This window comes from Pseudomonas parafulva, from assembly GCF_000800255.1.
GTDB lineage: Bacteria > Pseudomonadota > Gammaproteobacteria > Pseudomonadales > Pseudomonadaceae > Aquipseudomonas > Aquipseudomonas boreofloridensis.
Map to the genome: position 1 here is coordinate 3,396,282 of NZ_CP009747.1, position 24,998 is coordinate 3,421,279.

Consider the following 24,998-nt stretch of genomic DNA (forward strand, 5'->3'; position numbering starts at 1 on the left):
TTCAGCGCACACCCGCCACAGCCACGGTCAACCCCAGGCCGATCAGCGCGACACCGATCACCCGGTCCACCACGTGCTGTCGCTCGATCATCGCCCCACGCAGCCTTTCACTCGAGAAAAACACCGCTACCAGGCTGAACCATGCCCAGTGAGCGAACGACATGAACGCCCCGTACGCCAGGTTCACCATCAGCGCGCTGCCCGGCGTCACCACCTGGGTATAGGCGCTGATTACGAAGAGCATGGTCTTGGGATTCAGGGCGTTGGTGAGAAAGCCCGTGCGCAGTGCGGCGAATGTGCTGGTCGCACCGGCTTGCGTGGGCCCATCGAGGCGGATGCGCTGGGTGTTGGTCAGCGACTTGTAGCCCAGGTAGATGAGATACCCCGCGCCCATCACCTTCATCGACAAAAACAGCGCTGGGCTGTGGCTGATGACCAGCCCGATGCCGAACAGGGTGTAGAACACGTGCACCTGCACTCCGAGGGCGATGCCCAGCGCCGCCGCCAACCCAGCGCGACGGCCCTGTGCATAACTGCTGCGGGTGACCATGGCGAAGTCGGCCCCAGGACTGATCACGGCCAACAGGGTGAACAGGGCGACGGCAAGCAGTTCGGTCATAGTGAATCCTCGATAGGCGATGAATAGACACAGTGAGCGTCATTATCGAGGGCCGTCAGACAGGCGAAAAACGATTTCCTCGGCCTCTGATCTGCTAGTTTTCATCACAGATCCCCCACTCGAACCTGGATGACTGCTGGTGAAACTCCCTCCTCTTGCCGCCCTGCGCTACTTCGACAGCGCTGCCCGCCACGAAAGCTTCGTCGCCGCAGCCGAGCAGTTGCACGTCACCCATGGCGCCGTCAGTCGTCAGGTCCGTCTGCTCGAGGAAGGGCTGGGAGTGGCGTTGTTCGAACGGCGCAACCGCGCGGTATTTCTTACCGCGGCTGGACGCGCGCTGTACGACACCACCCAGGCGATCTTCGAGCAGTTGGCGAGCACCGTCGAACGCTTGCAGCAACAGGACGACATTCTCGTCCTGTCATGCGAGCCGACGCTGGCCATGCGCTGGCTGATCCCGCGCCTGCCGGATTTCCACGCCAGCCACCCGGACCTGCATCTGCACCTGGTGGCCGCAGGCGGCCCGGTGGATTTCGCCCGTGGCGGCATCGACCTGGCCCTGCGCCGCGACGATTTCCATTGGGATCGCGCCCTGCACAGCCTCAAGCTCTGCGAGGAATGGATCGGCCCGGTCGCGGGCTCGGCCGCTGCCAGCGTGCTCGACGGCCAACGCCTGTTGCACAGCGATACCCGGCCCACGGCCTGGAACACCTGGCAACGGCTGAGCGGCCATAGCGTCGCGGGGGCACAGCGCAGCGACTTCCAGCACTTCTACCTGTCGATCCAGGCCGCCAGTGCCGGGCTGGGTCTGGCCATGGCCTCGGCGCTGATGGTCGGTGACGAGTTGGACAGCGGCCAGTTGCAGGCCCCCTTCGGCTTTGTGCGCGATGGCTCGGCCTATCACCTGCTCAGCCCGCAGCCATTGGACGACGGCAGCAAGCGCCAGCGCTTCGCCGACTGGGCGAGGCTGCAGTGTCGCAAGAGCCTGGTTGAGTGGGGTCTGGAACGGGAGGCCGACCGTATCCCGGCGGCGCCGGAAAAAAGTGGCATAGAGCCATGACCGGCGCTGTTCAGGAACCCGCTTCTTCATCCAGTATGGACAGCCCGCCGGCCCCGGCGGCCACCGACAAGGAGTTACGCATGCACAAGCTGGCTGTATCGGCCCTGGCCGCCCTCGCCTTCAGCGGCCTGGTCCAGGCCGATGCGCGCATCGACCTGGGCGATGCGCAGCGGGTCACCCGCCTGTTCGCCTTTCCCAACAATTGCCATGTGATCTGCTTTCGCGACTGGACTCTGGAGCAGACCGTCGAGCACTACCTGACCCAGAGCGTGCGTCGCGACGGCTACGCCAACGCCCAGGTTCAGGTCAGTCGAAACAGCGACGACCATGTGCAAGCCCTCATCAGCGATGTCCCACCGAGCTACGCCGAGCCGCTGCGCCAGTTGCTCGACAGTGGCGAGCTGGCCTATCAGGGCGCCACCCGTCTGAACAAGGACGGCAAATGGGCCTACGACTGGTACTTGTTCCTGCCGCTGGGCATGGCCCTGGAGAACCGCCGCAGCATCGAGCTGCTGCATTTCCCACCGGATTACTCGCTCACCCAGGCCCAGGACTACCTGCGCTCGAACACCACCGACCGTTGGGCACAGTTGCTCACCTTCAACGGCATCGACGCCAGCCAGACCCCGGCCTACCAGACCATCGTCGACATTGCCCCGATTGCGGCGCCCGCCAGCGCCGGCAAGGACCTGGAGGGCACCTACAGCTACTTCAGCGACTACCAGACGCGCATGGTCAAGCAGATGACCTTGCGCCAGGGCGCCCAGCCGCTGCCGATGGTGGCCTTCGGCGCCCCGGTGCGCAGCTGGATCCAGCAGCAGTACGGGCCTAAGGTGAACGTACTGGGGCTGGTCAGCATCAGCCCGCAGGCCGGCAGCCAGGTGCCAGTGCTCGGCGCCAACCACCCCAGTGCGATCTGGTATGCAGCGGACAAGAACAACACCGGCGGCGATCAGGACAAGGCCGACGCGGCGGGGCTGAAGATGATGGGCCAGGATCTGACCGCCGCCTGCTGGCAGGCCGGGATGGGGCGCAATCCTAACGCCGACGCCAAGCTGACGCTGGAGGCCTGTGCGACCAAGTGGCAAGTGACGCAGAAGAAGCAGACCTGCGAGCTGTTCTACCGCACCCTGCGCGACATGACGCCGGCACAGGCCGCCGCCAAGTGCAACACCGGGAGCGTGACGCGCAGCCTGCGCGATTTGCGCAGGCCGGTCGAGGTGGAGCTTTAGCCCGCGTCAGTCCTCGAGCAAGGTGCAGGCCATCACCAACGCATCTTCGCGTCCGCCTGGCGCCGGGTAGTAGTCCCGGCGCCGGCCGATTTCGTTGAAGCCGTAACGCTCGTACAACCGATAGGCCGACTGGTTGCTGGCGCGCACTTCCAGGAAGCATTCCCGGCCATTGAGCTGCCAGGCCCGTGCCATCAGGTGCTGGAGCAGGCGCAGGCCCAGCCCGCGCCCCTGGTTCTCCGGCTTGACGGTGATGTTGAGCAGGTGCGCTTCGTCGATGATCACGTTGATCACCCCGTGTCCCACCTGCTGCTGGCCGTCGAACATCAACCACACTTCGTAGGACTTGAGCGCATCCTGAAAGATGCCGCGGGTCCAGGGATGACTGAAGGCGGCATATTCGATCTTCAGTACGGCATCCAGATCCGCCTCGGTCATCGGGCGGAAACTGATCGAGTCACTCATTCAACGCTCTTCCAGCGCGCCATCAGCTGGCGCATGGCTTTCCAGACGAGCGCCTTGCGCGGCGGCTCGTCCATCAACAGTTCAAGACCCGGCAGTGCCCAGACCTCGCCCAGGCCCTCGACCGTGAGCATCTGGTAGTACGCCTGCTCGTCGGCAGCGGCGGCGAAGCGTACCGCTGGCAGGCCGACCAACCACACACAGTGGCTGGGGACTTCCTCCAGGCGCGCCTGGACAAAGCCCTGGACGAAGTCGCGCGCCGACTCCGGGCCCTGGTCCATGGTGCTGCGCAACAGCAGCGGCCAACGCACCGGCTCGCCGACGATCTGCGGGGCGTCGGGCAGGCCGGCAGCGCGCAGCATGTCCTTGAGCAGCAGATAGGACGGGTCGCGGCTCTGGAACGGCTGCCCGGTGGCCAACTCCACCAACAGCAGGCACTTGCCCGCGCGCAGCAACTGTAAAGCGAAGCGCGGCGGCGGCACCGGCGCGGGCCTTGCGACCTTGGGCGCCTCCGGCTCGCGCTCGGCCACCGGGGCGGCCGGTTTGGGCGTGCTGCCTGGGCGCGGAATCTCGATCTTCGGTCGCTCGATCTGACGCACTTGGCCGGCGACCGGCACCGCCTCGGCCTGAGTGGCGGCTGCCGGGCGCGTCGGCTGCACCTCGAAGTCCGGTGTATCCACCGGCGGCACCGGCAGCAGCAACTCGGGCCGCGAAGGCGCCGCGAACGGCAGTTCGGCGCGCGGCAGCCAGTGCACCACTTGCATGGCGGACAGGTAGGCGCGGCGGCGGGGCTCGGTCAGCACGGCTCAGGTTCCGGAGGGTTGGGTGCGGTCGGGCATTCTAACGCCGTTGGCGGAAATTTTCCGAGCCAATCCCGCTTCCGAGGCTGCGCGCACCGCCCAGGCGCGGGTTCATCCGCGACCAAGCCACCCGGGCCGGGCAAAACCCGGACCAAGGGGTGAAACCCTGCCCCCCTGATGCAGTACAATCGCCGCTTTTATTTGGCAACGAGTCGACCCGCCAATGATCGAACCCAAGCGCGTCCTGCGCGCCCTAGCCGAACACTGGGCCTTGATCGAGCCGCTGTGCGAGCGTTTCGACCAGGGCACCCTGAGCCTGGTCGAGCTGCGCCAGCAACTGGCCCGCCAGCAGGTGGAGAGCACCGCGCAGGACATCACCCAACTGCTCGACGTGTGGATCCGCCTGGACATCCTGGTCCCGGTGGCCAAGAGCCCGAACCGCTTCGAGCTCAACGCGCAGATCCACGACTTCCTCGCCTACCTGCGCCGCGAGCACCGCCTGGGCCTGTGCCTGGAGATCGAAGCCTACCTGCGCCACCTCGAGCGTCTGGCCGGGCATATCCAGGACGCCTTCGACAACCGCGACAGCGACGACCTGGCGCGCCAACTGCGCCTGCTCGACATGCGCGTGCGCGACGTGCTGAAGAAGCTCGACAACGACGAGCAGGCGCTGGTGGCCGTGGCCGAACGGGCCAAGACCAGCAACCGCCAGATCCCCCTGCGTCAGCGCTACGCCGAAGTGCTGGCGACCTGGGACGAATACGTCGAGCCGATGATCCAGCTGGTCAATGCCGACGGCGCCTTCGAGCAGGGCGTACGCAAGGTCGAGACCGTGCTGCTGCGCCTGCTCGGCGAGCAGGCGCGCCTGGGTCATCTGGTCGACGACGACATGCTGTTGCGCACCCACGCGCGCATCCTCGAGATGCAGACCAGCGCCCAGCTCACCCTGCGCCATGCCCGTGAACTGCTGCTGCCGCTGCGCGAGGAAGCCCGTCGGCACAACGCCGTGACCCGCGGCGCCGCGCTGGCCCTGTCGGTGATCCGCAAGAAAGGCCTGGATGCCGTGCCACAGGCGGCCATGCCGCTGTTCACCCGACCGCAGAGCACCTTCCTTGGCAGCGCCAGCCAGGTCGAAGCCTATGTGTATGCGCTGGCCCGCTTCGAGCCCAAGCCGGCGCGCTTCCCCAAGGCGCACAGGACCGACAAAGGCCCGCTGCCGCGCGCGCCACGCACGGTCAAGGAAATGCTCGAACGCTGCGAAGACGCCCTGCCGCTGCCCGACCTGATGGTCTGGTTGCTGGAGCAGGAGCCCGAAGGCGCCACCGACGAATTGCTGTACTGGTTCTCGCGCCTGTCGCGTGAAAAGCGCTTCAGCCGCGCGCGCCTGGAGCGCCAGGACTACCTCACCCGCGAACACGTGGTCAGCCTGCGCTCCTTCGCCCTGACCTCCAGCCGCGAGCCCTCGCCGGCCGCCACCGAATCCACCGCGAGTCCCGTCCATGCATCTTGATCTTTCCGAACTGTCCCAGCTCGCGCCGATCTTCCGCGAGCTGTTCAAGGGCTTCCACATCAGCCGCCGCGACCCGGAACTGTACGCCCAGTTGTCGAATTTCCAGGATGCCTACCGCAGCCTGTTCAAGGCCTTGGGCTTCGAACTGGTGTGTGACACCCGCGGCTTCTACTACTTCGTCCCCGAACAGGCCGCCGCGCAGGTGAACAAGACCGCCCAACGCCTGGCACTGTTCACCTTCATCCTGGTCGAGCACCTGGCCGACCAGGGCCGCGACCCGATCGCCGTGCTCGACGGCGGCAGCATCGGCCGCGACGAGTTGCCCTCGCTGCTGGAGAAGTACCGCGACCTGTTCGTGCAGGCCGAGGTACAGACGGTCGAGGAGCTCGAAGAGAAAATCCTGCGGCGCATGACGCAATTGGGCTTCGCCTTCGAGGAAGGTGGCATTTACCGCTTCCTGCCGCCGATGCACCGTTTCCTCGACGTGTGTCTGTCGGTCCAGCAGGACCGCGACCTGGCCGCCACCCTGCACAGCGACCTGCCGTTGCCGACACCGGTGCTGATCGAAGAAGAAACGCCCGAAGAACTGCACCGCACCGACGACCCGCTGGACCTGACGCCGTTCGACGGCGAGGAGTCCGAAGAAGACGCCCTGGCCCGTGCCATCCGCGAAGAGCAACAGGAGATTGACGCATGAGCCAGGAACGCTACGGCATTCGCCGCTTCGCACTGCTCAACACCGCCGGCTACAGCCTCGGCCTGTTCCCGCTGGAGCACCCGCTGTCGGTGTACGGCGCCAACAACCTGGGTAAATCGGCATCGATCAACGCGCTGCAATTCCCGATTCTGGCGCGCATGTCGGACATGGCCTTCGGCAAGTACAGCCTGGAGCAGTCGCGGCGGTTCTACTTCGCCAGCGACACCAGCTATATCCTCTGCGAACTGAACCTGCCCCACGGCCCGCACGTGATCGGCGTGGTCGGCCGTGGACCCGGCGGCGGTTTCGGTCACCAGTTCTTTGCCTACCAGGGTGAACTGGACCTGGCCCATTACCAGAAAGACGACACCTGCCTGCGCCAGAAGGAGCTGTTCACCAACCTGGAGCGCAATGGCCTGAAGGCCTACGAGCTCAAGCCGGACGAATTGCGCCGGCTGCTGGTGGGCGGGCACACCTCGGTGCCGCTGGACCTCACCCTGATTCCGCTGCGCTCGACCAGCGAACAGAGCCTGAAGACCTTCCGCGCGCTGTTCATCAACCTGCTGCATATGCGCGAGATCACCGCCGCCAAGCTCAAGCAGCTGTTCCTCGACGCCTTCGAGCACAGCCTGCGCTCGGGCAGTGTCGACTACATCGCGGCGTGCGAAGAAGCCTTCCGCGACGTGCGACGCATGGAGCAGGACTACAACGCGCTGGTCGCGGCCGGTCCGCTGGTCGAGGCCCTGGCCGGTGGCGTGGCTCAGCGCGACATTCTGCGCGGTAAGCTGCACCGCCTCTCGCCGCTGCTCGACAGCCTGCTCGGCACCTGGCAGGACTACGCGGCCGCGCGCAAGGACGAACTGGTGATCCAGGCCGAGCACTACCGGGCCGAGCAGGACGCCCTGCAGAACGACCAGCGCGGCGGCACCCAGGAGCTGATGCGCCTGGAGCGGGAGATCACCGGCATCCAGCGCTGGCTTGGCGAGCTGTCGGTGCTCAAGCACCGCTTCGCCCTGGTCGATGACGTCAAGGTACTGGAGCAGCAACTGCTGGCGGCCAAGGACGCCCACGACGAACTGGCCGGCGCCCTGGCGCAGTCGCGCCAGTTCTCCGCCGAAGACCTCGACGAGCGCGTGCGCGACCTGGAAAAACGCCTCAAGGCCGTCAAGCAGCAGCTCGAGCACGCCGACAACAACAGCTATGCGCGCCTGCGCGAGGAATTCTCGCAGCAGGACGTCGACCGCCTGATGCGCCTGTTCAACGGCGCGCTGTTCAGCCTGCCGCTGGGCGAGCGCGGCATCGAGGTGGACGACGGCGACCAGTGGGTGAGCACCCTGGAGCAGGTGCTCGACCGCTTCAAGGGCGAACGTTTCGAGGTGCCGGGGCTGTCCATCGACCTGTCGCACATCGAACCGCCAGCGCTGCAGGCCCTGGCCGACCGCGCCGCCCTGCGCGATCAGAAGGAGCGCCTGGAAAAAGAGCTGCGCCAGCTCAAGACCCAGCAGGCCGTGGCCCTGGATCGCGCCGCGAGCAAGGCCCAGACCGAGGCGCTGTACCAGCAGGTGCTGGACGCGCAGAAGGCCCTGGAAGACTTCCGCCGCAGCGAAACGCTGAGCGCAGAAGAGCCAGAGAAGCTCGAACAGCTGGCCCAGTTCGAAGCGGCCCAGGACGAGCTCAAGCGCTCCAGCGACGCGTTCACCGAGCGCGTCCAGCAACTGTCGGCCAAGCTGCAACTGGTCGGCCGCCAGATCGCCGACATGGAAGCCAAGCAGCGCACCCTGGACGACGCCCTGCGTCGCCGCCAACTGCTGCCGGCCGACCTGCCGTTCGGCACGCCGTTCATGGAGCCGGTGGACGACTCGATGGACAACCTGCTGCCGCTGCTCAACGACTACCAGGACAGCTGGCAGGCCTTGCAGCGCGTGGACAACCAGATCGAGGCGCTGTATGCCCAGGTGCGCCTGAAGGGCGTGGCCAAGTTCGACAGCGAAGACGACATGGAGCGCCGCCTGTCGCTGTTGATCAACGCCTATTCGCACCGCACCGAGGAAGCGCTGACACTGGCCAAGGCCCGCCGCGCCGCCGTCACCGACATCGCCCGGACCTTGCGCAACATCCGCAGCGACTATGACAGCCTCGAGCACCAACTGGCCCTGTTCAACCGCGAGATCAACCGCCGCCAGGTGTCGAACCTGGAGAGCTTCCGCGTGGTGCTGGCGCCGAACAAGGAAGCGCTCAAGCACATCGACCAGATCATCCACAGCGCCGGCCAGTACGAGGAAGGCGAAACCCTGTCGGTGTTCGACCTCACGCAGAACGCCGAGCAGGACAACAAGAACGAAGAGGCCAAGGAGTACCTGGCGCGACTGGTGGCGGCCAACCACAACCAGCTGGGCCTGAAGGACCTGTTCGAACTGGCCTTCGAGATCACCAAGATCAACAGCCAGCCGGTGATCCACGCCGACATCGACGGCGCCGCCTCCAACGGCACCACCATGACCATCAAGGCGCTGACCAACATGTACCTGTTGCTGCACCTGATGGACCGCGACCTGGCCGGCCGCATCCGCCTGCCGTATTACCTCGACGAAGCGGCGGACATTGACGAGCGCAACCAGGCGGCGCTGCTGGAGACCAGCCAGCAGTTGGGCTTCGTGCCGATCCTGGCGAGCGTGAAGCCGCAGGTGTCGGCCCACGTGGCGATCGACCTGGAGGGCGGCAGCGGGCCGAACGGGATCTACATCGACGAATCGGACTGGAAGTACATCAGTCGGCGGGATGTGGAGAAGGCGATCGTGCGGGAGGATCAGGCCGAGGAACTGGCCTGATATCGTGAAGATGAGCTGCGCCCCAAATGTTGGACACCCCTCTACGTTCGGGACGCAGTTCAAACCCGCGTGGGAGCGGCCTTGTGTCGCGATCGGGCGCAAAGCGGCCGTGAAATCAGCCACTGCGGACTTTCAGGAAGATCTCGGTCGCCAGATTTGCGGCCGCTTCGCGCCCGATCGCGACACAAGGCCGCTCCTACAGGGGCGCGCTCGACTGCAGCGTCATCGAGCGCAACATCAGCACAGTTTCACTGTTGCGCCCACGGCCGGATCGGAATTGCCGTCACCGCATTCTGCGGGCTGCCTTCGACGATACGGTCGCTGTACACCAAATACACCAGCGTGTTGCGCTTCTTGTCGAGGAAGCGCACCACCTGCATGGTCTTGAACACCAGCGAGGTGCGCTCCTTGAACACCACCTCACCGTCCTTGAGCTCGGTCTTGAAGCTGATCGGGCCGACCTGACGACAGGCGATGGAGGCCTCGGCGCGGTCTTCGGCCAGGCCCAGCCCGCCCTTCACCCCGCCGGTCTTGGCCCGCGACAAGTAGCAGGTCACACCCTCCACCTTGGGATCGTCGAAGGCCTCGACCACGATACGGTCATTCGGCCCAAGGAACTTGAACACGGTCGACACCTGACCGATTTCATCGGCCCCAGCCAGCATCGGCAGCGCCAGCGCGGCCACGGCAATCATCCTTTTCAGCATGTGCGAACTCCTCAGACCAGTACCAGATTGTCGCGGTGCACCAGCTCCGGCTCGGCGCTGTAGCCCAGCAGACGCTCGATGGCATCGGACGGCTGACCGATGATCTTCTGCGCCTCCAGGGCGCTGTAGTTGGCCAGGCCGCGTGCCACTTCAAGACCGTCCGGGCCCACGCAGACCACCATTTCGCCGCGCCGGAAGCTGCCCTGCACGGTCTTCACGCCGACCGGCAGCAGACTCTTGTGCGACTCGCGCAGGGCCTTGACGGCACCGGCATCGAGCACCAGCGTGCCACGGGTCTGCAGATGGCCGGCCAGCCACTGTTTGCGCGCCGCGAGCATGCCGCGCTCGGGCGACAGCAGCGTGCCCAGGCGCTCGCCGGCCTTGAGCCGATCAAGTACGCGCTCGATGCGCCCGCCGATGATGATGGTATGGGCACCGGAGCGGGCTGCCAGGCGCGCGGCGCGCAGCTTGGTCTGCATGCCACCGCGACCGAGCGCGCCACCGGTGCCGCCGGCCACGGCGTCGAGCGACGGGTCGTCGGCGCGGGCTTCATGGATCAGTTGGGCTTCGGGGTTGTTGCGCGGGTCGGCGTCGAACATGCCGTCGCGGTCGGTGAGGATCACCAGCAGGTCGGCCTCGACCAGGTTGGCCACCAGCGCCGCCAGGGTGTCGTTGTCGCCGAAACGGATCTCGTCGGTGACCACGGTGTCGTTCTCGTTGATCACCGGCACCACACCCAGGTCGACCAGGGTGCGCAGGGTACTGCGGGCGTTGAGGTAGCGCTTGCGGTCGGACAGGTCGTCGTGGGTCAGGAGGATCTGTGCGGTGTGCTTGCCGTGCTCGCCGAAGCTCGACTCCCAGGCCTGCACCAGACGCATCTGGCCGATGGACGCGGCAGCCTGCAACTCGTTCATCGCGCTGGGTCGGGCAGTCCAGCCCAGTTGGCTCATGCCCGCGGCCACGGCCCCGGAGGACACCAGCACCAGTTCCACGCCCGCTTCGCGCAGCGCCACCATCTGCTCGACCCAGACCGCCATCGCACCACGATCCAGGCCCTTGCCGTCGGCGGTCAGCAGCGCACTGCCGATCTTCACGACCCAGCGCCGGGCGCCCGTCACCTTGCTTCGCATCTTCTCTTCCAACCCATGTCGAATCTGTAGATACCAAAACGCCGCTCATTCGAGCGGCGTACCGTGAGAGGGTGTTGAGGCCATCGCGGGACAAGCCCGCTCCCACAAGGATTGCAGCGGACCTGTGGGAGCGGGCTCGTCCCGCGATGGGCTCAACGCCCAAGCCTGATCACGGCACACTACTCGAAGAGCGGCGTTCAGTGTACTGCAACCGGTCAGTCGCGCACGTAAATGATTTCCGGACCGTCTTCGTCGTCCTCGAAGTCGTCCCAGTCGTCATCGTCGCCGATGTCATGCACGCTCTTGACCCCGGTGCGGCGCAGGGTGCGGGCGTCATCCAGGGCTTGCAACTGGGCCCGGGCCTCGTCTTCGATGCGCTGGTCGAGCTCGTTGAGCTCGGCGGCATAGGCCGGATCGTTGGCCAGGCGGTCGGCGCGGTCTTCCAGGTAACGCATGAGATCGTGGCTGAGCTGCTCGGTGCCCTGCTTGGCGATGGCCGAGATCACGTAGACCGGGCCTTCCCAGTTCAGGCGCTCGACCACTTCCTTGACCCGCGCGTCGCGGTCCTCGTCCATGATCATGTCGGCCTTGTTCAGCACCAGCCAGCGCTCGCGATCGACCAACGCCGGGCTGAACTGCGCCAGCTCGTTGATGATCACCTCGGCGGCATCGGCCGGGCTGCTTTCATCCAGCGGCGCCAGGTCGACCAGGTGCAGCAGCACGCGGGTACGCGCCAGGTGCTTGAGGAAGCGGATACCCAGGCCGGCGCCTTCGGAAGCCCCTTCGATCAGGCCGGGGATGTCGGCGATGACGAAGCTTTTCCAGCGGTCGACGCTGACCACGCCCAGGTTCGGCACCAGGGTGGTGAACGGGTAGTCGGCGACTTTCGGCTTGGCGGCCGAGACCGAGCGGATGAAGGTGCTCTTGCCCGCATTGGGCAGACCCAGCAAGCCGACATCGGCCAGCACCTTCATTTCCATCTTCAGGTCACGCTGCTCGCCCGGCTTGCCTGGCGTGGTCTGGCGCGGCGCACGGTTGGTGCTGGACTTGAAGCGGGTGTTGCCCAGGCCGTGCCAGCCGCCCTGGGCGACCATCAGCTTCTGGCCGGGGGTGATCAGGTCACCGATGATCTCCTGGGTGGAGGCGTCGATCACCGTGGTGCCGACCGGCACGCGCAGGTACAGGTCCTCGCCCTTCTTGCCGGTACAGTCGGTGCTGCCGCCGTTCTGCCCGCGCTGGGCTTCGTGGTGGCGGGTGTAGCGGTAGTCGACCAGAGTATTGAGGTTCTCGTCGGCCACCATGAACACCGAGCCGCCGTCGCCACCGTCACCGCCGTTGGGACCACCGTTCTCGATGAATTTTTCGCGGCGGAAGCTCATGCAACCATTACCGCCGTCACCGGCTTTTACCCGGATCGATACTTCGTCAACAAACTTCATTCAAAACCGCCTCTCGCCGAACGACGAGTTGAAAACCAGAAAACCTTGAGGCTCTTGCAAAAATGAGCGCGGCGGCCCCGTACGAACCAGAAACCAACGCCGGCAGCCCAGACAAACAGCTTTGCAAGAGGCTCACCACAAACGAAAAAGCCCCGTCGCATGACGGGGCTTCTGGAGCGACGTCGCGATCAGGCGGCGACGATGCTCACATAGCGGCGGTTGAACTCGCCTTTCTTCTCGAACTTGATCACGCCGTCGATCTTGGCGAACAAGGTGTGGTCCTTGCCCATGCCAACGCCGTAGCCAGCGTGGAATTCGGTACCGCGCTGACGGACGATGATGTTGCCCGGCTTGATGACCTGGCCGCCATACATCTTCACGCCAAGGCGTTTCGATTCTGAGTCGCGACCGTTACGAGTACTACCACCAGCTTTTTTGTGTGCCATGGTTCAATTCTCCAATAAATTCAGGGGATCGTGGCAATTAAGCCTGGATACCGGTGATTTTGATTTCGGTGAACCACTGGCGGTGGCCCATGCGCTTCATGTGGTGCTTACGACGGCGGAACTTGATGATGCGAACCTTGTCGTGGCGGCCTTGCGAAACGACTTCGGCCACTACTTTAGCGCCAGCAACGACTGGAGCACCGATGGTGACGGCGTCACCGTTGGCAACCAGCAGAACGCGATCGAAGGTCACGGATTCGCCAGTGGCGACTTCCAGTTTCTCGATCTTGAGGAATTCACCTTCAGCGACTTTGTACTGCTTGCCGCCGGTAACGATTACTGCGTAGGACATTTTGAATCTCCGATAATCCTGCTCACCCAGCGCTTTATATGATGAGTATTGGCTGGCATGGCTGCACGAGGCTGGAACGGCCCGGTGCAATTGCGTAAGGCAGGTGCTGCCCAGGAAGTTAGGGTGCGCGATTGTACGCAACCGGTCGAAGCCTTGCAAGTGCCGGCCCTGCGGCGCAGGCGGCGCGCCTTGACACACCGGGACCCGCGACCTAGCATGCCGCGCAACCTCAATGGAGCAGCCGATGCAACCCCAATCCTTCTACCGCGCGGTGGCTGACGATTTCAGTGCCGTCGACGAGATCATCAAGAAGCAGCTGACCTCGCGCGTGCCGCTGGTATCGAAGATCGGCGACTATATCACATCGGCCGGTGGCAAGCGCCTGCGCCCGCTGCTGGTACTGCTGTGCGGCAAGGCCCTGGGCCGCGAAGGCGACGACCTGCGCCTGCTGGCCGCGACCATCGAGTTCCTGCACACCGCCACGCTGCTGCACGACGACGTGGTGGACATGTCCGGCATGCGCCGCGGCCGCTCCACCGCCAATGCCCTGTGGGGCAATGCGCCCAGCGTGCTGGTGGGCGACTTCCTCTATTCGCGTTCGTTCGAGATGATGGTCGAACTGGGCTCGATGTCGGTCATGCAGATCCTCTCCAAGGCCACCCGGGTGATTGCCGAGGGTGAAGTGCTGCAACTGTCGCGGGTACGTGACGCCAGCACCAGTGAAGAGGTGTACATGGACGTCATCCGCGGCAAGACCGCCATGCTCTTCGAGGCCTCCACCCACAGCGCCGCGGCGCTGGCCGGTGCCAGCGAGCAGCAGCGTGAAGCCCTGCGTACCTTCGGCGACCACCTGGGCGTGGCCTTCCAACTGGTCGACGACCTGCTCGACTACAAGGGCGACTCCGAGACCCTGGGCAAGAACGTCGGCGACGACCTGGCCGAAGGCAAGCCCACCTTGCCACTGATCTACACCATGCGCGAAGGCACTGCCGAGCAGGCCGCACTGGTGCGCCAGGCCATCCAGAAAGGCGGCCTGGAAGACCTCGAGCAGATCCGCCTGGCCGTCGAAGCCTCCGGCGCGCTGGACTACACCGCGAACCTGGCCCGCGACTACGTCGCCCGCGCCATCGCCTGCCTGGAAGTGCTGCCGGCGAGCGACTATCGCGATGCGCTGGTGGAGCTCAGCGAGTTTGCGGTCGCGCGTACGCACTGACCGATAGACCCCATCGTGCTTATCGCGGGGCAAGCCCGCTCCCAGGATCGTCGTCATCCTGTGAGAGCGCGCCTGCCCCGCGCTTGCGTTGGCCCAGAGAAAATACCTCTGCGCGGCAAAACCTTATACAATGTGCGCCTTTGATCCCCCTATCTACCAAGGAACCGAAGTGAGCACTTTGCCGCCCTGCCCCGCCTGCAACTCCGAATACACCTACGAGGATGGCACCCAGCTGATCTGCCCCGAATGCGCCCACGAATGGTCGGCCAGCGGCGAGGCCGAGGTGGCCAGCGACGACGTGGTGAAGAAGGACTCGGTCGGCAACGTCCTGCAGGACGGTGACACCGTTACCGTGATCAAGGACCTCAAGGTCAAAGGCTCGTCGCTGGTGGTCAAGGTCGGCACCAAGGTCAAGAACATCCGCCTGTGCGATGGCGATCACGACATCGACTGCAAGATCGACGGTATCGGCGCCATGAAGCTCAAGTCCGAGTTCGTGCGCAAGGTCTGACCTGCCGCCGCCGGGCTGCCCACGGGCGGTCCGGCCGGGTCCTGCAACGGGGTCCGCTGCACCATTTGGCAGAATTCGGCTAATAGACACTTGCTATTCTGATAATAAGAATTATTCTCATTGGAAATCGCTCTCCAAGGAGAATTGCCATGACCTACCTGATCGACGCCTGGCTCGACCGTCCCCATCCCTACCTGCGCATCCTGCACCGCGAGACCGGCGAAGTCTGCGCCGTGCTCGAAGAAGAAGCGCTCGACGAACTGCGCGACCAGGGCGACCTGGATCTCACTGGGCTGAATTCGAGTGAACCGGGGGTGCTGAAAGAGGTGGTGCGCAACCTGTTCCTGTTCTGCTATGCACGGGCGTTGCGCCCTGGCGGAACCGATTGGAATTGAGTGTGGCAGGGCCGACGACATCCCAGGGTGAACCCGAAGCCTGCCGGCACGGGCTTACCCTGGGATGAATACGCCGTGGTCTTACAGAACGTCGAGCAGTTCGACGTCGAACACCAGTGTGCTGTGCGGCGGGATGCTGCCCACGCCTTGGGCGCCATAGGCCAGTTCGCTCGGCACGTACAGGCGCCATTTGCTGCCGGCATTCATCAGTTGCAGCGCCTCGGTCCAACCGGCGATCACGCCACCGACCGGGAATTCGGCTGGCTGGCCGCGCTCGTAGGAGCTGTCGAACACGGTGCCGTCGATCAAGGTGCCGTGGTAGTGAGTGCGCACATTGTCTTCACGGCTCGGCTTGGCGCCGCTGCCGGCGGTCAGCACTTCGAACTGCAGACCCGAGGCCAGGGTGGTGACTCCGTCGCGCTTGGCGTTGTCGGCCAGGAACTGCTTGCCAACGGCAGCAGCGGCTTCGGCCTTGGCCGCCGCTTCGGCCTGCATCACTTCGCGGATGACCTTGAAGCTGGCAGACAGGTCCGCCTCGCTGACACGGCTGTCGGCGCCATTGAAGGCGTCGGTCAGGCCCGCCAGGATCGCTTCCAGGCTCACGCCCGGCGGCGGGTTGTCACGCAGTTGGCCACCCAACTGACGGCCGATGCCGTAGCTGACGCGGGTTTCGTCGGTGGACAGATTCAGTTCGGACATTACTCGCTCCACTTGAGGGCGCCTGACATCCGCGCCCTTCGTCAAAAGGGCGAGCAGCCTAACACCGGGCAGCGGGACGCTGCCAGCGGCAAGCTACAAGCGAGAGCCCATCACCTATCCGCTCTTTCTTGCCGCTTGAAGCTCGAAGCTTGCCGCTCAATGCTTGGTGAGCTTGTCCAGGTAGCCCATGACGAACGCAGACACCACGAAGGTCATGTGGATGATCACGTACCACATCAGGTACTCGGTGGAGATGTTCTGCGCGTCCATGAACACCCGCAGCAGGTGGATCGAGGAGATGGCGACGATGGAGGCGGCGACTTTCATCTTCAGCGACGAAGAGTCCATCTTGCCCAGCCAGTTGAGCTTCTCCTTGCTGTCGTCGATGTCCAGTTGCGAGACGAAGTTCTCGTAGCCGGAGATCATCACCATCACCAGCAAGCCGCCGACCAGCGACATGTCGATCAACGACAGAATCACCAGGATCAGGTCGGCTTCGCTGAGTGAGAAAACGCTGGGCAGGACGTGGATCACTTCCTGGAAGAACTTCAGCGCCAGGGCCAGCAGGCCCAGGGACAGGCCGAAGTAGATCGGCGCGAGCAGCCAGCGTGAGGCATACATCGCATTTTCGAGAATACGTTCCATGGAGGCTAGGGACTCGTGAATGACGCACATAGGGCGCGCGAGTATAGCCAGCCACCTGTGACAGCAAAAGCCCGCAGCGTTGCCTCAGCGACGTTCAGTTGTCCGGACGGAAGCGGTAGTCACCCAGGTTGCGGCAGCGGTCACCATTGATCTGACGCAACTGCGCCTGCAAATGCAGACACCAGATCTGTGGGTCATCGCTGAGCTGGTAGCCGTGCAGGGTGAGGCTGTCGACCACGGCGTTCATCACCGATTCGGCCACCTGCGGACCGTGGAACGGGCCTTGGGCCTTGATGGCCGATGGCTGCTCACCGGCCATGCCGGCGGCGAACAGCAAAGTCCACAGGCCATTGTCGCCGGCCAGCGGACGAATGCTGCACTCGATACGGGTCACCAGGCCGAGGCACTGGCGGGTAAGGCTGAGGTTGCGCATGGCAGCGTCCCCTCCTTCAAAGCCCTGTTCAGCCTGCGACTGGCAGGCTGTTTTCATCCTGAACCCTGAAAGCGTCCTTAGTTCCAGCCTAGACGCCTACAGGTCGAGTTGGAAAACCGGCGCCGAACGGTAGCCACTGGCCGCCAGCGCCAGTTTGTTGACTCAGGCGGGCTTGGCCTGGGCCACCATCTCTTCCAGCCGTTCCTTCTCGGCGTCCTTGATGTCGTCCTCGCTGATCATCTCGGCGATGACCCGCAGGCGTTCCACCACACGCGCATTGACGCTGCCTTCGGGGAACTCGCCGTTCTCGTCCGGCGTGCCGGCTTCTTCGCCCACCAGCAGGCTCAGCGCCTCGTCGGCCTGGCTGACGGCGTACACATGGAAGCGCCCCGCCTCTACCGCCTGCAGCACCCGCTCGTCGAGCATCAGCGTGGCGACGTTGGCGCGCGGAATGATTACCCCCTGCTCGCCGGTCAGGCCGCGTGCCTCGCACAGCCGGAAGAAGCCTTCGATCTTCTCGTTGACCCCACCGACCGCCTGCACTTCGCCGAACTGGTTGATCGATCCGGTGATGGCGAAGCATTGCTTGAGCGGCGTGCGCGACAACGCCGAGATCAGCGTACAGGCCTCGCCCAGCGAGGCACTGTCGCCATCGACGTAACCGTACGACTGCTCCAGGGCGATGCTCGCCGAAATGGCCAGGGGGAATTCCTGGGCGTAGCGGCTGCCCATGTAACCGGTGAGGATCATCACGCCCTTGGAGTGGATCGGCTGACCGAGGTTGACTTCGCGCTCGATGTCGACGATGCCGCTGCCACCGGGATAGACCGTGGCCGAGATCCGCGCCGGCATGCCGAACGCCGAGTCGCCCACCTCCAAGACGGTCAGGCCGTTGCACTTGCCGATGGCTGCGCCTTCGCTGTCGATCAGGATGATGCCGGCGAGCATGTCGTCGAGGACTCGCTGCGACACCCGACCGGTGCGCGTGGCCTTGGCCTTGAGCGCCCGCTCGATGTGCCCAGCGTCGGTCATCTCGTCACCGGCCAATTGGCGAATGAAGTCGGCCTCGCTGACAAGCTGGAACAAGTCGCCGATGCGCGCCGACAGCCGCGCCTGGTTTTCCGCCAGGCGTGCGCTGAAGGTGGCCAGGCGCGCCACCGCATCGCTGGTCAGCGGCGCCATGCCTTCCTCGTTGGTGCGCGTGCGCAGCAACTGGGCGAACTGCTCCAGGTTCTCGTCGACCATCGGCAGGTCTTCGTCGAAGTCGACCAGGACGCGGAACATTTCCTGGAAATCTGGATCGTGGTCCTGCAGGGCGTAATAGAGCTGGCGTGAGCCGATGATCACCAGCTTGACGTTGAGCGGGATCATCTGCGGCGTGAGGGTGACGGTGGCGATACGCCCCAATTCGCCGAGCGGCGACTCCATCTTCAGCTTGCGCGATTGCAACGCGCGCTTGAGTGCATCCCAGACGAAGGGCTCGCCGAGCATTTTCTCGGCTTCGAGAATCAGGAAGCCGCCGTTGGCCCGGTGCAGAGCCCCGGAGCGCAGTTGCCGGTAGGAGGTGGAAAGCGCGCCCTGGTCGGTGCTGTATTCGATGCGCCCGAACAGGTTGTCATAGGTCGGATGCGGCTCGAACACCACCGGCGCGCCGCCGTCCAGCGGATGACCGACCACCAGGCTCGGCGCGTATTGCTCTTCGAGCATCTTGCGCGCCACGGCGTCGGTCTTGGCATCGTCGACCAGTTGCTCGACCACGGTGCGCAGCAGGTTCAACTGCATCGATTGCAGGTAGGCGCACACCGCCGCGTTCTCGGCGTATTTTTCCGACAACGGCGCCAGCAGCGGTTGCAGGGCCAGGGTGATGGTTTCTTCGTTGAGCTCGCGCAGCTGATTGTTCGACTCGCGCTTCCACTGCGGCAGGCTGGACAGCTCCTCGTTGAGACGCTCCTCCAGCGCGGCGATGTCCTCGTGGAACTGTTCGCGCACCTCTTCGGGCAACTGGGCGAACTCGGCTTCATCCAGCGCCTTGCCGTCGGCCATGGGGGTGAACGCCACGTTGCTGGCGTCGCGGTACAGCGCCACGTCCTTTTCCAGCGACGCCCGCTCGATCACATCCAGGGCGCGGTCATAGCGTTGGTTGAAGGCGCGGTCGATGGCGCCTTTCTTCTGCTGGTAGGCCGGGTGTTCGAACACCGCCGGGAAGGTCGCCAGCAGGTTGCCGATCAGGCCATTCATGTCGGCGATGAACTCGCTGGCGCTGGCTGACGGCAACTCCAGGGCGCGCGGCTCGCGCAGGTCGTCGAAGTTGTTGACGTAGACCCAGTCCGAGGGCGTCTTCTGGCGCTTGCCCTCGGCCTTCAGGTAGCGTTTGACGAACGAGAAGCGGCCGGTGCCGGGCTCACCCATCACGAAGACGTTATAACCAGGCCGCGGCATGGCCACACCGAATTGCAGGGCCTCAACGGCACGTTCCTGGCCCAGTACTCCGCGAAACGGCTCCAGATCGTCGGTGTGGGTGAAGGCGAACTGCTCGGGCGAGAAACGCCGGGTCAGGGCTTCGGGCGCCAGACGCAGGCGCGCGGCAACGGGATCGGGCATCGGGTTTCCTTACTTCGGCGGGGCGGATGAAGGCATTCTGGGGCTGTGGGCGCGCGCCTGGCAAGGCTCGCCGAGACTTTATGTCGCAGCGCAAAAAGCGCGTGCAATAGAATTTTTCGCAATCGCTGACGCAACTAATGGTTAGCGCCTAAACTCCAAACTGCGCGGGTGGGTTTCATGCTTTCCCGCCTGGCAATGAACTGCCAGACAACCCTGATCATTGATACGTATCGAAAAAGAGAATAACGCTATGAAACGGATTCTTCTGGGTACCTTGTTCGCCGCGGTTTCGATCAACGCCATGGCAGAAGCGCCAGGCGGCCCGAACTGCGGTTGGGGCAACCTGCTGTTCGAAGGCCAGCGCGGCACGCCGGCGCACTTCCTGGCTTCCACCACCAACGGCACCTCCGGTAACGCCACCTTCGGCATGACCTCCGGCACCAACGGCTGCTCCACCAAGGCTGCGCTGACCTACGGCGGCAAATCCTGGCTGGCCATGAACGGCACCATGAACGAGCTGTCCGAAGACATGGCGCAAGGCCAGGGCGAAGCCCTGACCACCTACGCCGTGGTCATGGGCGTGAAACCAGAAGACCGCGCGCGCTTCGCCTCGGTCACCCACGACCACTTCCAGCAGATCTTCAGCAGCGCCAACGTCACTGCCGAAGACGTTCACAGCAACACCATCGCTGTCCTGAAAAACGATCCGCAACTGGCCAAGTACGCCACCGAGGCGTAAGTTCGGCCCATCCCGCCCCACACGGGGCGGGATTCGTTCGCCTTCCTTTGGCACCTTTCAGAAGTAGTTGCCCCACATGCTCAAACGCCTCGCCTACCTGACGCTATGCGCCTGCGCGCCCGCCTATGCGACCCCTTCGCTGGACGAAGCCCGCGTGCAACGCCTGGCCGCCGATCGCTACTGGATCGCCCTGGGCCATTACGAGACCGCCAAGCTCGGCGGTTGGCGCAGTTATGTGGACGATGACAAATTCTTTCTCGCCGCCGATGGCGCCCATCACCCGGACCGCGAGCTGCGGGCCACGGTCGATGCGCTGTACGCGCCGGCGAGCCTGGGCGACAAGCACGCCCAATGCGTTTTCCCGGCGCGCACCCGCTGGCTGCGCGAGCAACTGCAGCTCACCGACCTGCCCACGCCGGACTGCCAGGAATACCAGCGCTGGTACGCAGACGTGGCGCCGCACAGCGCGGTGCTGATCTTCCCGGCGGCGTACTTGAACAGTCCGTCCTCGATGTTCGGCCACACCCTGCTGCGCATCGACAAGGCCGACACCCGCAGCAACGACACCACGCTGCTCAGCTACGCGATCAACTTCGGCGCCTACATCGAAGGCAGCGACAACAGCATCCTCTATGCCTGGAAAGGCCTGATGGGCGGCTACCCGGGACTGTTCGCGATGATGCCGTATCAGGAAAAACTCTCCGAGTACCGCAGCCTGGAGAACCGCGACCTGTGGGAGTACCAGTTGGACCTGACGCCGGAAGAGACCGGACGTATGGTCGAGCACGTGTGGGAACTCAAGCAGGTGCAGTTCGACTATTTCTTCTTCGACGAGAACTGCTCCTACCGATTGCTGGAGCTGCTGCAGGTGGCCCGCCCCGGCCTGGACCTGACCTCGCAGTTCCCGCTCACCGCCATCCCCACCGACACGGTCAAGGCGGTCAAGCAGTCGGGCCTGGTCTCGGACGTGCGTTACCGCCCCTCGCGCGAGCGCGAATTGCTGGCCCGCGCCGAGCCGCTCGATCACGACGAGAAACAGCAAGTGCTGGCGGTCAGCGCCGACACCGCGCAGTTGCAAAGCCCGGCCTTCACCGCCCTGCCCCGCGAGCGCCAGGCCTTGGTGCAGGACGCCGCCTATCGCCTGGAGCGCTACCGCGCTACCGGCCAGGAACGCGACCCCGAGCAAGCCAAGCGCAGCTTCGAGCTGCTGCGGGCGATCAACCGCAATCCGCCACCACCGCTGGACATCCAGCGCCCGGGCCTGCCCGAAGACGGTCACCAGTCACGCACCTGGCAACTGGGCGTCGGCACCCGCGAGGATCGTGCCTTCGCCGAGTACGGCCTGCGCATGGCCTACCACGACCTCAACGACAACGCCTATGGCTTCCCGCTGGGTGCGCAGATCGAGATCCTCCAGCTCAAGCTGCGTCAATACGAACACAATGAATGGCAGGTCCAGCGACTGGACCTGGCCACCATCCGCTCGCTGACGCCACGCAACGAGCTGCTCAAGCCCTGGTCCTGGCAGGTTGCAGGCGGCCTGGAACGGGTACCGGGCAAACACGACGACGAGGTGCTGGTCAGCCACGTCAACGGCGGTGGCGGTGGGACCTGGCAACTGGCCGATGGGCTGCTCGGCTTTGCCCTGGGCACGGTCCGCGTCGAGCACAACAACGACTTCTCCGAATTCGTCTCGCCAGCGGCCGGCTTCAATGGCGGTCTGTTATGGCGCAACGGCTTGGGCAACATGACCCTGGAAGCCAAAGGTGACTACTTCACCAATGGCGAAGTGGGTCGCAGCCTGAGCCTGAACCAGCAGTGGGAAATTTCCCAGAACCTGGGCCTGCGGCTCAGCGCCAAGCGCGAGTTCAGCCACCTGGCCAGCGCACAGAACGAAGTGATGCTCGAGTTGAAGTGGTACCAGTACTGAGGCGGTCCCCAAGACTGCCAGCCTCGCGAATGAACACACCACCTGGGTAGGCACCGCGTAAAGATCGCAATCCGGTTACGGCATTTTGACATCGCCGCGACAATTCCCGGCCTAGACTCTCCTTATCACCCGGAGGTCCAGTGTCCATGTCGCGGTATGGCTTAGCTCTGTGCTTTACCCTGCTGCTGGTTGGCTGCCAGTCGACCCACGAGCAGATGCTCCATCAAGGCTACCCACCCGCCTACGCCGACGGCTTCCAGGACGGCTGCGGCAGCGGTCGCCAGGCGGCGGGGTTGATGGTCGGCGATTTTCGCAAGGACGTGCCGCGCTACCTGCACGAACGCCAGTATGAAGCCGGCTGGGACGATGGCTTCCGCCAGTGCAACGCAATGCAGAACAGTGAAGACCTTCGCCAGTACCGCGAACGTTACTGGGATGAGCGTGACCGCGATTGGCAACAGGAAAAAGACCGTGACGCTGCGCGCGCTTATCGCCACAACTGAGTCGGCCACAGGCATCCGCTGAAACCCCGCCTCCCTCACCATGGTCTGCTGATAAAGGAGGCCACTCATGAGTCGAGCATTCGTCAACGAGGACCAGGCCGCCGCCCAGGCGAGCCAGCCGGTGGAACGCCAGGTCAGCGACCAACCCAACTACGTTACCGCCAGCGGACTGGCACAACTGCAGCAACGCGTCGCTGATCTTGAGGCCCTGCGCAGCCGCCTGAAGGCCGACGGCGAACGCGCCGACAAACAGCAGTTGGTCGACACCGAGCGCGACCTGCGCTACTTCCGTGCGCGGGTGCAAAGCGCCCAAGTGGTGCCGCCTGCCCATTCCCAGGAGAAGGTGCAGATCGGTAGCCGCGTGCGGTTCGTCGACGAGCAGGATGAAGAGCATGCCGTGCAGTTGGTCGGCGAAGACCAGGCCGATGCAGCACACGGCCTGATCAATTGGGGCTCGCCATTGGGTCGTGCGTTGCTGGGGGCCAAGCCGGGCGATGAGGTGTTGTGGCGCCGGCCTGTCGGTAATCAACACATCGAGGTGCTGGAGATTGGTCCAGGCAATGATCCGACGGTCATGCAATAGCTGATGGAGCCAGGGCCGCGTTGCGGCCCTGCGTGCGTTGGGTCACACCACCCCTTGCGCCAACATCGCATCGGCCACCTTGACGAAGCCTGCAATGTTGGCCCCCTTCACATAATTGACCGAACCATCCGCCTCTTCCCCGTAATGCACGCACGCATGGTGAATCGACTGCATGATCGCGTGCAGCTTGCTGTCCACCTCGCCCGCGGTCCACAGCAGGCGCATGGCGTTCTGCGACATTTCCAGCCCCGACACTGCCACGCCGCCGGCATTGGACGCCTTGCCCGGTGCGAACAGCGTTCCGGACTCGATGAACAGGTCCACCGCCGCCAGCGTGGTCGGCATGTTGGCGCCTTCGGCCACGCACAGGCAGCCGTTGCTCAGCAGCGCGCGGGCGTCCTCCAGGTCCAATTCGTTCTGCGTGGCGCACGGCAAAGCGATATCGCACGGCAGGCTCCAGGGCGTCTGGCCCTTGCGGAACTCAAGGCCAAAGCGCTCGGCCAGCTCGCTGATGCGACCGCGCTTGACGTTCTTGAGCGCCAACAGCGCATTCCACTGCTCGTCGTTCAAACCCGCTTCGCAGAACAGCGTGCCTTCGGAGTCGGACAGGGAAATGACTTTACCGCCCAGGTCCATCACCTTGCGCGCGGCGTACTGGGCGACGTTGCCCGAGCCGGAAATCGCCACCCGGCGACCGTCGATGCGCCGGCCTTGGCGCTTGAGCATCTCTTCGGCGAAGTACACGCAGCCGTAGCCGGTGGCTTCGGGGCGGATCAGGCTGCCGCCGTAGGTCATGCCCTTGCCGGTCAGCACCGAGGTGAACTGGTTGGCCAAGCGCTTGTACTGGCCGAACAGGAAGCCGATTTCGCGGGCGCCGACGCCGATGTCACCGGCCGGTACGTCCAGGTCGGCACCGATGTGCCGGTACAGCTCGCTCATGAAGGCCTGGCAGAAGCGCATCACTTCGGCGTCGCTCTTGCCCTTGGGATCGAAATCAGAGCCGCCCTTGCCGCCGCCCATGGGCAACGAGGTCAGGGAGTTCTTGAACACCTGCTCGAAGGCCAAGAACTTGAGCACGCCCAGGTTCACCGACGGGTGGAAGCGCAGGCCGCCCTTGTACGGGCCGATGGCGCTGCTCATCTGGATGCGATAGCCCCGGTTGACCTGCACCTTGCCCTGGTCGTCGACCCACGACACGCGAAACAGCACCGCGCGCTCCGGCTCGACCATGCGCTCGAGAATGCCGGCCTGCAGGTAATGGGGGTTGGCTTCGAGGAACGGCCAGAGGCTGCGTAGCACCTCTTCGACGGCCTGGTGGAACTCGGGCTGGGCAGGGTCACGCTGCTTGAGGCGTGCGAGGAAATGGTCGACGGATTCGATCATGGTAGACATCTCACCAAGAGGATTGGACTTATTGATTTTTCCGGACTCTAGCAAGAAGCCATCGCACTGCAACAGGGCGAAATG

25 protein-coding genes are annotated in these 24,998 nt (G+C 64.5%); 12 read left to right on the top strand and 13 right to left on the bottom strand.

Annotation, left to right across the window (positions count from 1 at the left end):
• Position 1: 1 nt before the first annotated feature.
• Positions 2-619, bottom strand: coding sequence for a LysE family translocator (locus NJ69_RS14730; protein WP_039580271.1), 618 nt, complete (start codon positions 617-619; stop codon positions 2-4).
• A 139-nt stretch (positions 620-758) separates the two neighbouring features.
• Between NJ69_RS14730 and NJ69_RS14735 the strand changes: the two genes are divergently transcribed.
• Together NJ69_RS14735 and NJ69_RS14740 are read left to right on the top strand one after the other, a co-directional pair.
• On the top strand, positions 759-1,679 hold the full coding sequence (locus NJ69_RS14735) for a LysR substrate-binding domain-containing protein (protein WP_039580274.1): 921 nt from the start codon (positions 759-761) through the stop codon (positions 1,677-1,679).
• Positions 1,680-1,759: 80 nt separating this feature from the next.
• On the top strand, positions 1,760-2,911 hold the full coding sequence (locus NJ69_RS14740) for a hypothetical protein (protein ID WP_039583266.1): 1,152 nt from the start codon (positions 1,760-1,762) through the stop codon (positions 2,909-2,911).
• Positions 2,912-2,917: 6 nt separating this feature from the next.
• Here the strand turns inward: NJ69_RS14740 and rimI are convergent, their stop codons facing one another.
• Both rimI and NJ69_RS14750 read right to left on the bottom strand, forming a co-directional pair.
• The gene (gene rimI / locus NJ69_RS14745; protein WP_039580275.1) at positions 2,918-3,373 is read right to left on the bottom strand and encodes a ribosomal protein S18-alanine N-acetyltransferase; all 456 of its coding nucleotides are present in this window, start codon (positions 3,371-3,373) and stop codon (positions 2,918-2,920) included.
• Entirely contained in the window at positions 3,370-4,173 is an 804-nt protein-coding gene (locus NJ69_RS14750) for a hypothetical protein (RefSeq protein ID WP_039580278.1), read from the bottom strand. Before NJ69_RS14750 ends, rimI begins: the two co-directional genes overlap by 4 nt.
• 220 nt (positions 4,174-4,393) lie before the next feature.
• Here NJ69_RS14750 and mksB point away from each other — a divergent pair, with 220 nt between their 5' ends.
• The 3 genes from mksB to mksF are packed head-to-tail and all read left to right on the top strand — an operon-like array spanning position 4,394 to position 9,205.
• Positions 4,394-5,680 (top strand): Mks condensin complex protein MksB, encoded by a 1,287-nt coding sequence (gene mksB, locus NJ69_RS14755; protein ID WP_039580280.1) that lies wholly within the window; start codon positions 4,394-4,396, stop codon positions 5,678-5,680.
• Entirely contained in the window at positions 5,670-6,377 is a 708-nt protein-coding gene (mksE, locus tag NJ69_RS14760) for an Mks condensin complex protein MksE (protein WP_039580283.1), read from the top strand. Before mksB ends, mksE begins: the two co-directional genes overlap by 11 nt.
• Positions 6,374-9,205 (top strand): Mks condensin complex protein MksF, encoded by a 2,832-nt coding sequence (gene mksF / locus NJ69_RS14765; RefSeq protein WP_039580286.1) that lies wholly within the window; start codon positions 6,374-6,376, stop codon positions 9,203-9,205. Before mksE ends, mksF begins: the two co-directional genes overlap by 4 nt.
• 248 nt (positions 9,206-9,453) lie before the next feature.
• On the opposite strand, the gene NJ69_RS14770 is transcribed toward mksF, so the two are convergent.
• From NJ69_RS14770 to rplU, 5 genes are all read right to left on the bottom strand, one after another.
• Positions 9,454-9,912, bottom strand: coding sequence for a CreA family protein (locus NJ69_RS14770; protein ID WP_029614210.1), 459 nt, complete (start codon positions 9,910-9,912; stop codon positions 9,454-9,456).
• An 11-nt stretch (positions 9,913-9,923) separates the two neighbouring features.
• On the bottom strand, positions 9,924-11,042 hold the full coding sequence (gene proB, locus NJ69_RS14775; protein WP_039580289.1) for a glutamate 5-kinase: 1,119 nt from the start codon (positions 11,040-11,042) through the stop codon (positions 9,924-9,926).
• 215 nt (positions 11,043-11,257) lie between these two features.
• A complete protein-coding gene (cgtA, locus tag NJ69_RS14780) occupies positions 11,258-12,481 on the bottom strand; it encodes an Obg family GTPase CgtA (protein WP_039580292.1) in 1,224 nt (407 codons plus the stop codon).
• A 188-nt stretch (positions 12,482-12,669) separates the two neighbouring features.
• Positions 12,670-12,927, bottom strand: coding sequence for a 50S ribosomal protein L27 (rpmA, locus tag NJ69_RS14785; protein ID WP_029614211.1), 258 nt, complete (start codon positions 12,925-12,927; stop codon positions 12,670-12,672).
• A 37-nt stretch (positions 12,928-12,964) separates the two neighbouring features.
• A complete protein-coding gene (gene rplU, locus NJ69_RS14790; protein ID WP_029614212.1) occupies positions 12,965-13,279 on the bottom strand; it encodes a 50S ribosomal protein L21 in 315 nt (104 codons plus the stop codon).
• 244 nt (positions 13,280-13,523) lie between these two features.
• Between rplU and NJ69_RS14795 the strand changes: the two genes are divergently transcribed.
• The 3 genes from NJ69_RS14795 (at position 13,524) to NJ69_RS14805 (ending at position 15,398) form a co-directional block, all read left to right on the top strand.
• Positions 13,524-14,492: a polyprenyl synthetase family protein gene (locus tag NJ69_RS14795; protein WP_039580294.1), complete on the top strand. Its 969-nt coding sequence runs from the start codon at positions 13,524-13,526 to the stop codon at positions 14,490-14,492.
• A gap of 169 nt (positions 14,493-14,661) precedes the next feature.
• Positions 14,662-15,003: a zinc ribbon domain-containing protein YjdM gene (locus NJ69_RS14800; RefSeq protein ID WP_029614213.1), complete on the top strand. Its 342-nt coding sequence runs from the start codon at positions 14,662-14,664 to the stop codon at positions 15,001-15,003.
• A 149-nt stretch (positions 15,004-15,152) separates the two neighbouring features.
• Complete coding sequence (locus NJ69_RS14805) at positions 15,153-15,398, top strand: PA4570 family protein (protein ID WP_029614214.1); 246 nt, start codon at positions 15,153-15,155, stop codon at positions 15,396-15,398.
• 81 nt (positions 15,399-15,479) lie between these two features.
• On the opposite strand, the gene NJ69_RS14810 is transcribed toward NJ69_RS14805, so the two are convergent.
• The 4 genes from NJ69_RS14810 to NJ69_RS14825 form a co-directional block, all read right to left on the bottom strand.
• The gene (locus tag NJ69_RS14810; protein WP_039580298.1) at positions 15,480-16,097 is read right to left on the bottom strand and encodes an FKBP-type peptidyl-prolyl cis-trans isomerase; all 618 of its coding nucleotides are present in this window, start codon (positions 16,095-16,097) and stop codon (positions 15,480-15,482) included.
• Positions 16,098-16,253: 156 nt separating this feature from the next.
• Positions 16,254-16,742: a TIGR00645 family protein gene (locus tag NJ69_RS14815; RefSeq protein WP_039580301.1), complete on the bottom strand. Its 489-nt coding sequence runs from the start codon at positions 16,740-16,742 to the stop codon at positions 16,254-16,256.
• A 94-nt stretch (positions 16,743-16,836) separates the two neighbouring features.
• Positions 16,837-17,175, bottom strand: a complete 339-nt coding sequence (locus NJ69_RS14820) for a hypothetical protein (protein ID WP_029614217.1) — start codon at positions 17,173-17,175, stop codon at positions 16,837-16,839.
• A gap of 162 nt (positions 17,176-17,337) precedes the next feature.
• A complete protein-coding gene (locus NJ69_RS14825; protein WP_039580303.1) occupies positions 17,338-19,776 on the bottom strand; it encodes a Lon protease family protein in 2,439 nt (812 codons plus the stop codon).
• Between the two features lie 250 nt (positions 19,777-20,026).
• Here NJ69_RS14825 and NJ69_RS14830 point away from each other — a divergent pair, with 250 nt between their 5' ends.
• The 4 genes from NJ69_RS14830 (at position 20,027) to NJ69_RS14845 (ending at position 23,531) form a co-directional block, all read left to right on the top strand.
• The gene (locus tag NJ69_RS14830; protein ID WP_039580305.1) at positions 20,027-20,515 is read left to right on the top strand and encodes a DUF3015 domain-containing protein; all 489 of its coding nucleotides are present in this window, start codon (positions 20,027-20,029) and stop codon (positions 20,513-20,515) included.
• 76 nt (positions 20,516-20,591) lie between these two features.
• A complete protein-coding gene (locus tag NJ69_RS14835) occupies positions 20,592-22,445 on the top strand; it encodes an Lnb N-terminal periplasmic domain-containing protein (RefSeq protein ID WP_039580308.1) in 1,854 nt (617 codons plus the stop codon).
• Between the two features lie 146 nt (positions 22,446-22,591).
• Complete coding sequence (locus tag NJ69_RS14840; protein WP_039580310.1) at positions 22,592-22,948, top strand: hypothetical protein; 357 nt, start codon at positions 22,592-22,594, stop codon at positions 22,946-22,948.
• Positions 22,949-23,015: 67 nt separating this feature from the next.
• Positions 23,016-23,531, top strand: coding sequence for a GreA/GreB family elongation factor (locus NJ69_RS14845; protein WP_039580313.1), 516 nt, complete (start codon positions 23,016-23,018; stop codon positions 23,529-23,531).
• A 42-nt stretch (positions 23,532-23,573) separates the two neighbouring features.
• Here NJ69_RS14845 and gdhA read toward each other — a convergent pair whose 3' ends face one another.
• Entirely contained in the window at positions 23,574-24,914 is a 1,341-nt protein-coding gene (gene gdhA / locus NJ69_RS14850; RefSeq protein ID WP_039580314.1) for an NADP-specific glutamate dehydrogenase, read from the bottom strand.
• Positions 24,915-24,998: the final 84 nt, after the last annotated feature.

Bases quoted from the DNA above. Each gene is read 5' to 3' on its own strand.
- NJ69_RS14730 (WP_039580271.1), bottom strand. From the start codon at position 619: ATGACCGAACTGCTTGCCGTCGCCCTGTTCACCCTGTTGGCCGTGATC.
- NJ69_RS14740 (WP_039583266.1), top strand. From the start codon at position 1,760: ATGCACAAGCTGGCTGTATCGGCCCTGGCCGCCCTCGCCTTCAGCGGC.
- rimI (WP_039580275.1), bottom strand. From the start codon at position 3,373: ATGAGTGACTCGATCAGTTTCCGCCCGATGACCGAGGCGGATCTGGAT.
- mksB (WP_039580280.1), top strand. From the start codon at position 4,394: ATGATCGAACCCAAGCGCGTCCTGCGCGCCCTAGCCGAACACTGGGCC.
- mksE (WP_039580283.1), top strand. From the start codon at position 5,670: ATGCATCTTGATCTTTCCGAACTGTCCCAGCTCGCGCCGATCTTCCGC.
- mksF (WP_039580286.1), top strand. From the start codon at position 6,374: ATGAGCCAGGAACGCTACGGCATTCGCCGCTTCGCACTGCTCAACACC.
- NJ69_RS14770 (WP_029614210.1), bottom strand. From the start codon at position 9,912: ATGCTGAAAAGGATGATTGCCGTGGCCGCGCTGGCGCTGCCGATGCTG.
- proB (WP_039580289.1), bottom strand. From the start codon at position 11,042: ATGCGAAGCAAGGTGACGGGCGCCCGGCGCTGGGTCGTGAAGATCGGC.
- cgtA (WP_039580292.1), bottom strand. From the start codon at position 12,481: ATGAAGTTTGTTGACGAAGTATCGATCCGGGTAAAAGCCGGTGACGGC.
- rpmA (WP_029614211.1), bottom strand. From the start codon at position 12,927: ATGGCACACAAAAAAGCTGGTGGTAGTACTCGTAACGGTCGCGACTCA.
- rplU (WP_029614212.1), bottom strand. From the start codon at position 13,279: ATGTCCTACGCAGTAATCGTTACCGGCGGCAAGCAGTACAAAGTCGCT.
- NJ69_RS14795 (WP_039580294.1), top strand. From the start codon at position 13,524: ATGCAACCCCAATCCTTCTACCGCGCGGTGGCTGACGATTTCAGTGCC.
- NJ69_RS14805 (WP_029614214.1), top strand. From the start codon at position 15,153: ATGACCTACCTGATCGACGCCTGGCTCGACCGTCCCCATCCCTACCTG.
- NJ69_RS14810 (WP_039580298.1), bottom strand. From the start codon at position 16,097: ATGTCCGAACTGAATCTGTCCACCGACGAAACCCGCGTCAGCTACGGC.
- NJ69_RS14815 (WP_039580301.1), bottom strand. From the start codon at position 16,742: ATGGAACGTATTCTCGAAAATGCGATGTATGCCTCACGCTGGCTGCTC.
- NJ69_RS14820 (WP_029614217.1), bottom strand. From the start codon at position 17,175: ATGCGCAACCTCAGCCTTACCCGCCAGTGCCTCGGCCTGGTGACCCGT.
- NJ69_RS14825 (WP_039580303.1), bottom strand. From the start codon at position 19,776: ATGCCCGATCCCGTTGCCGCGCGCCTGCGTCTGGCGCCCGAAGCCCTG.
- NJ69_RS14830 (WP_039580305.1), top strand. From the start codon at position 20,027: ATGAAACGGATTCTTCTGGGTACCTTGTTCGCCGCGGTTTCGATCAAC.
- NJ69_RS14835 (WP_039580308.1), top strand. From the start codon at position 20,592: ATGCTCAAACGCCTCGCCTACCTGACGCTATGCGCCTGCGCGCCCGCC.
- NJ69_RS14840 (WP_039580310.1), top strand. From the start codon at position 22,592: ATGTCGCGGTATGGCTTAGCTCTGTGCTTTACCCTGCTGCTGGTTGGC.
- NJ69_RS14845 (WP_039580313.1), top strand. From the start codon at position 23,016: ATGAGTCGAGCATTCGTCAACGAGGACCAGGCCGCCGCCCAGGCGAGC.
- gdhA (WP_039580314.1), bottom strand. From the start codon at position 24,914: ATGATCGAATCCGTCGACCATTTCCTCGCACGCCTCAAGCAGCGTGAC.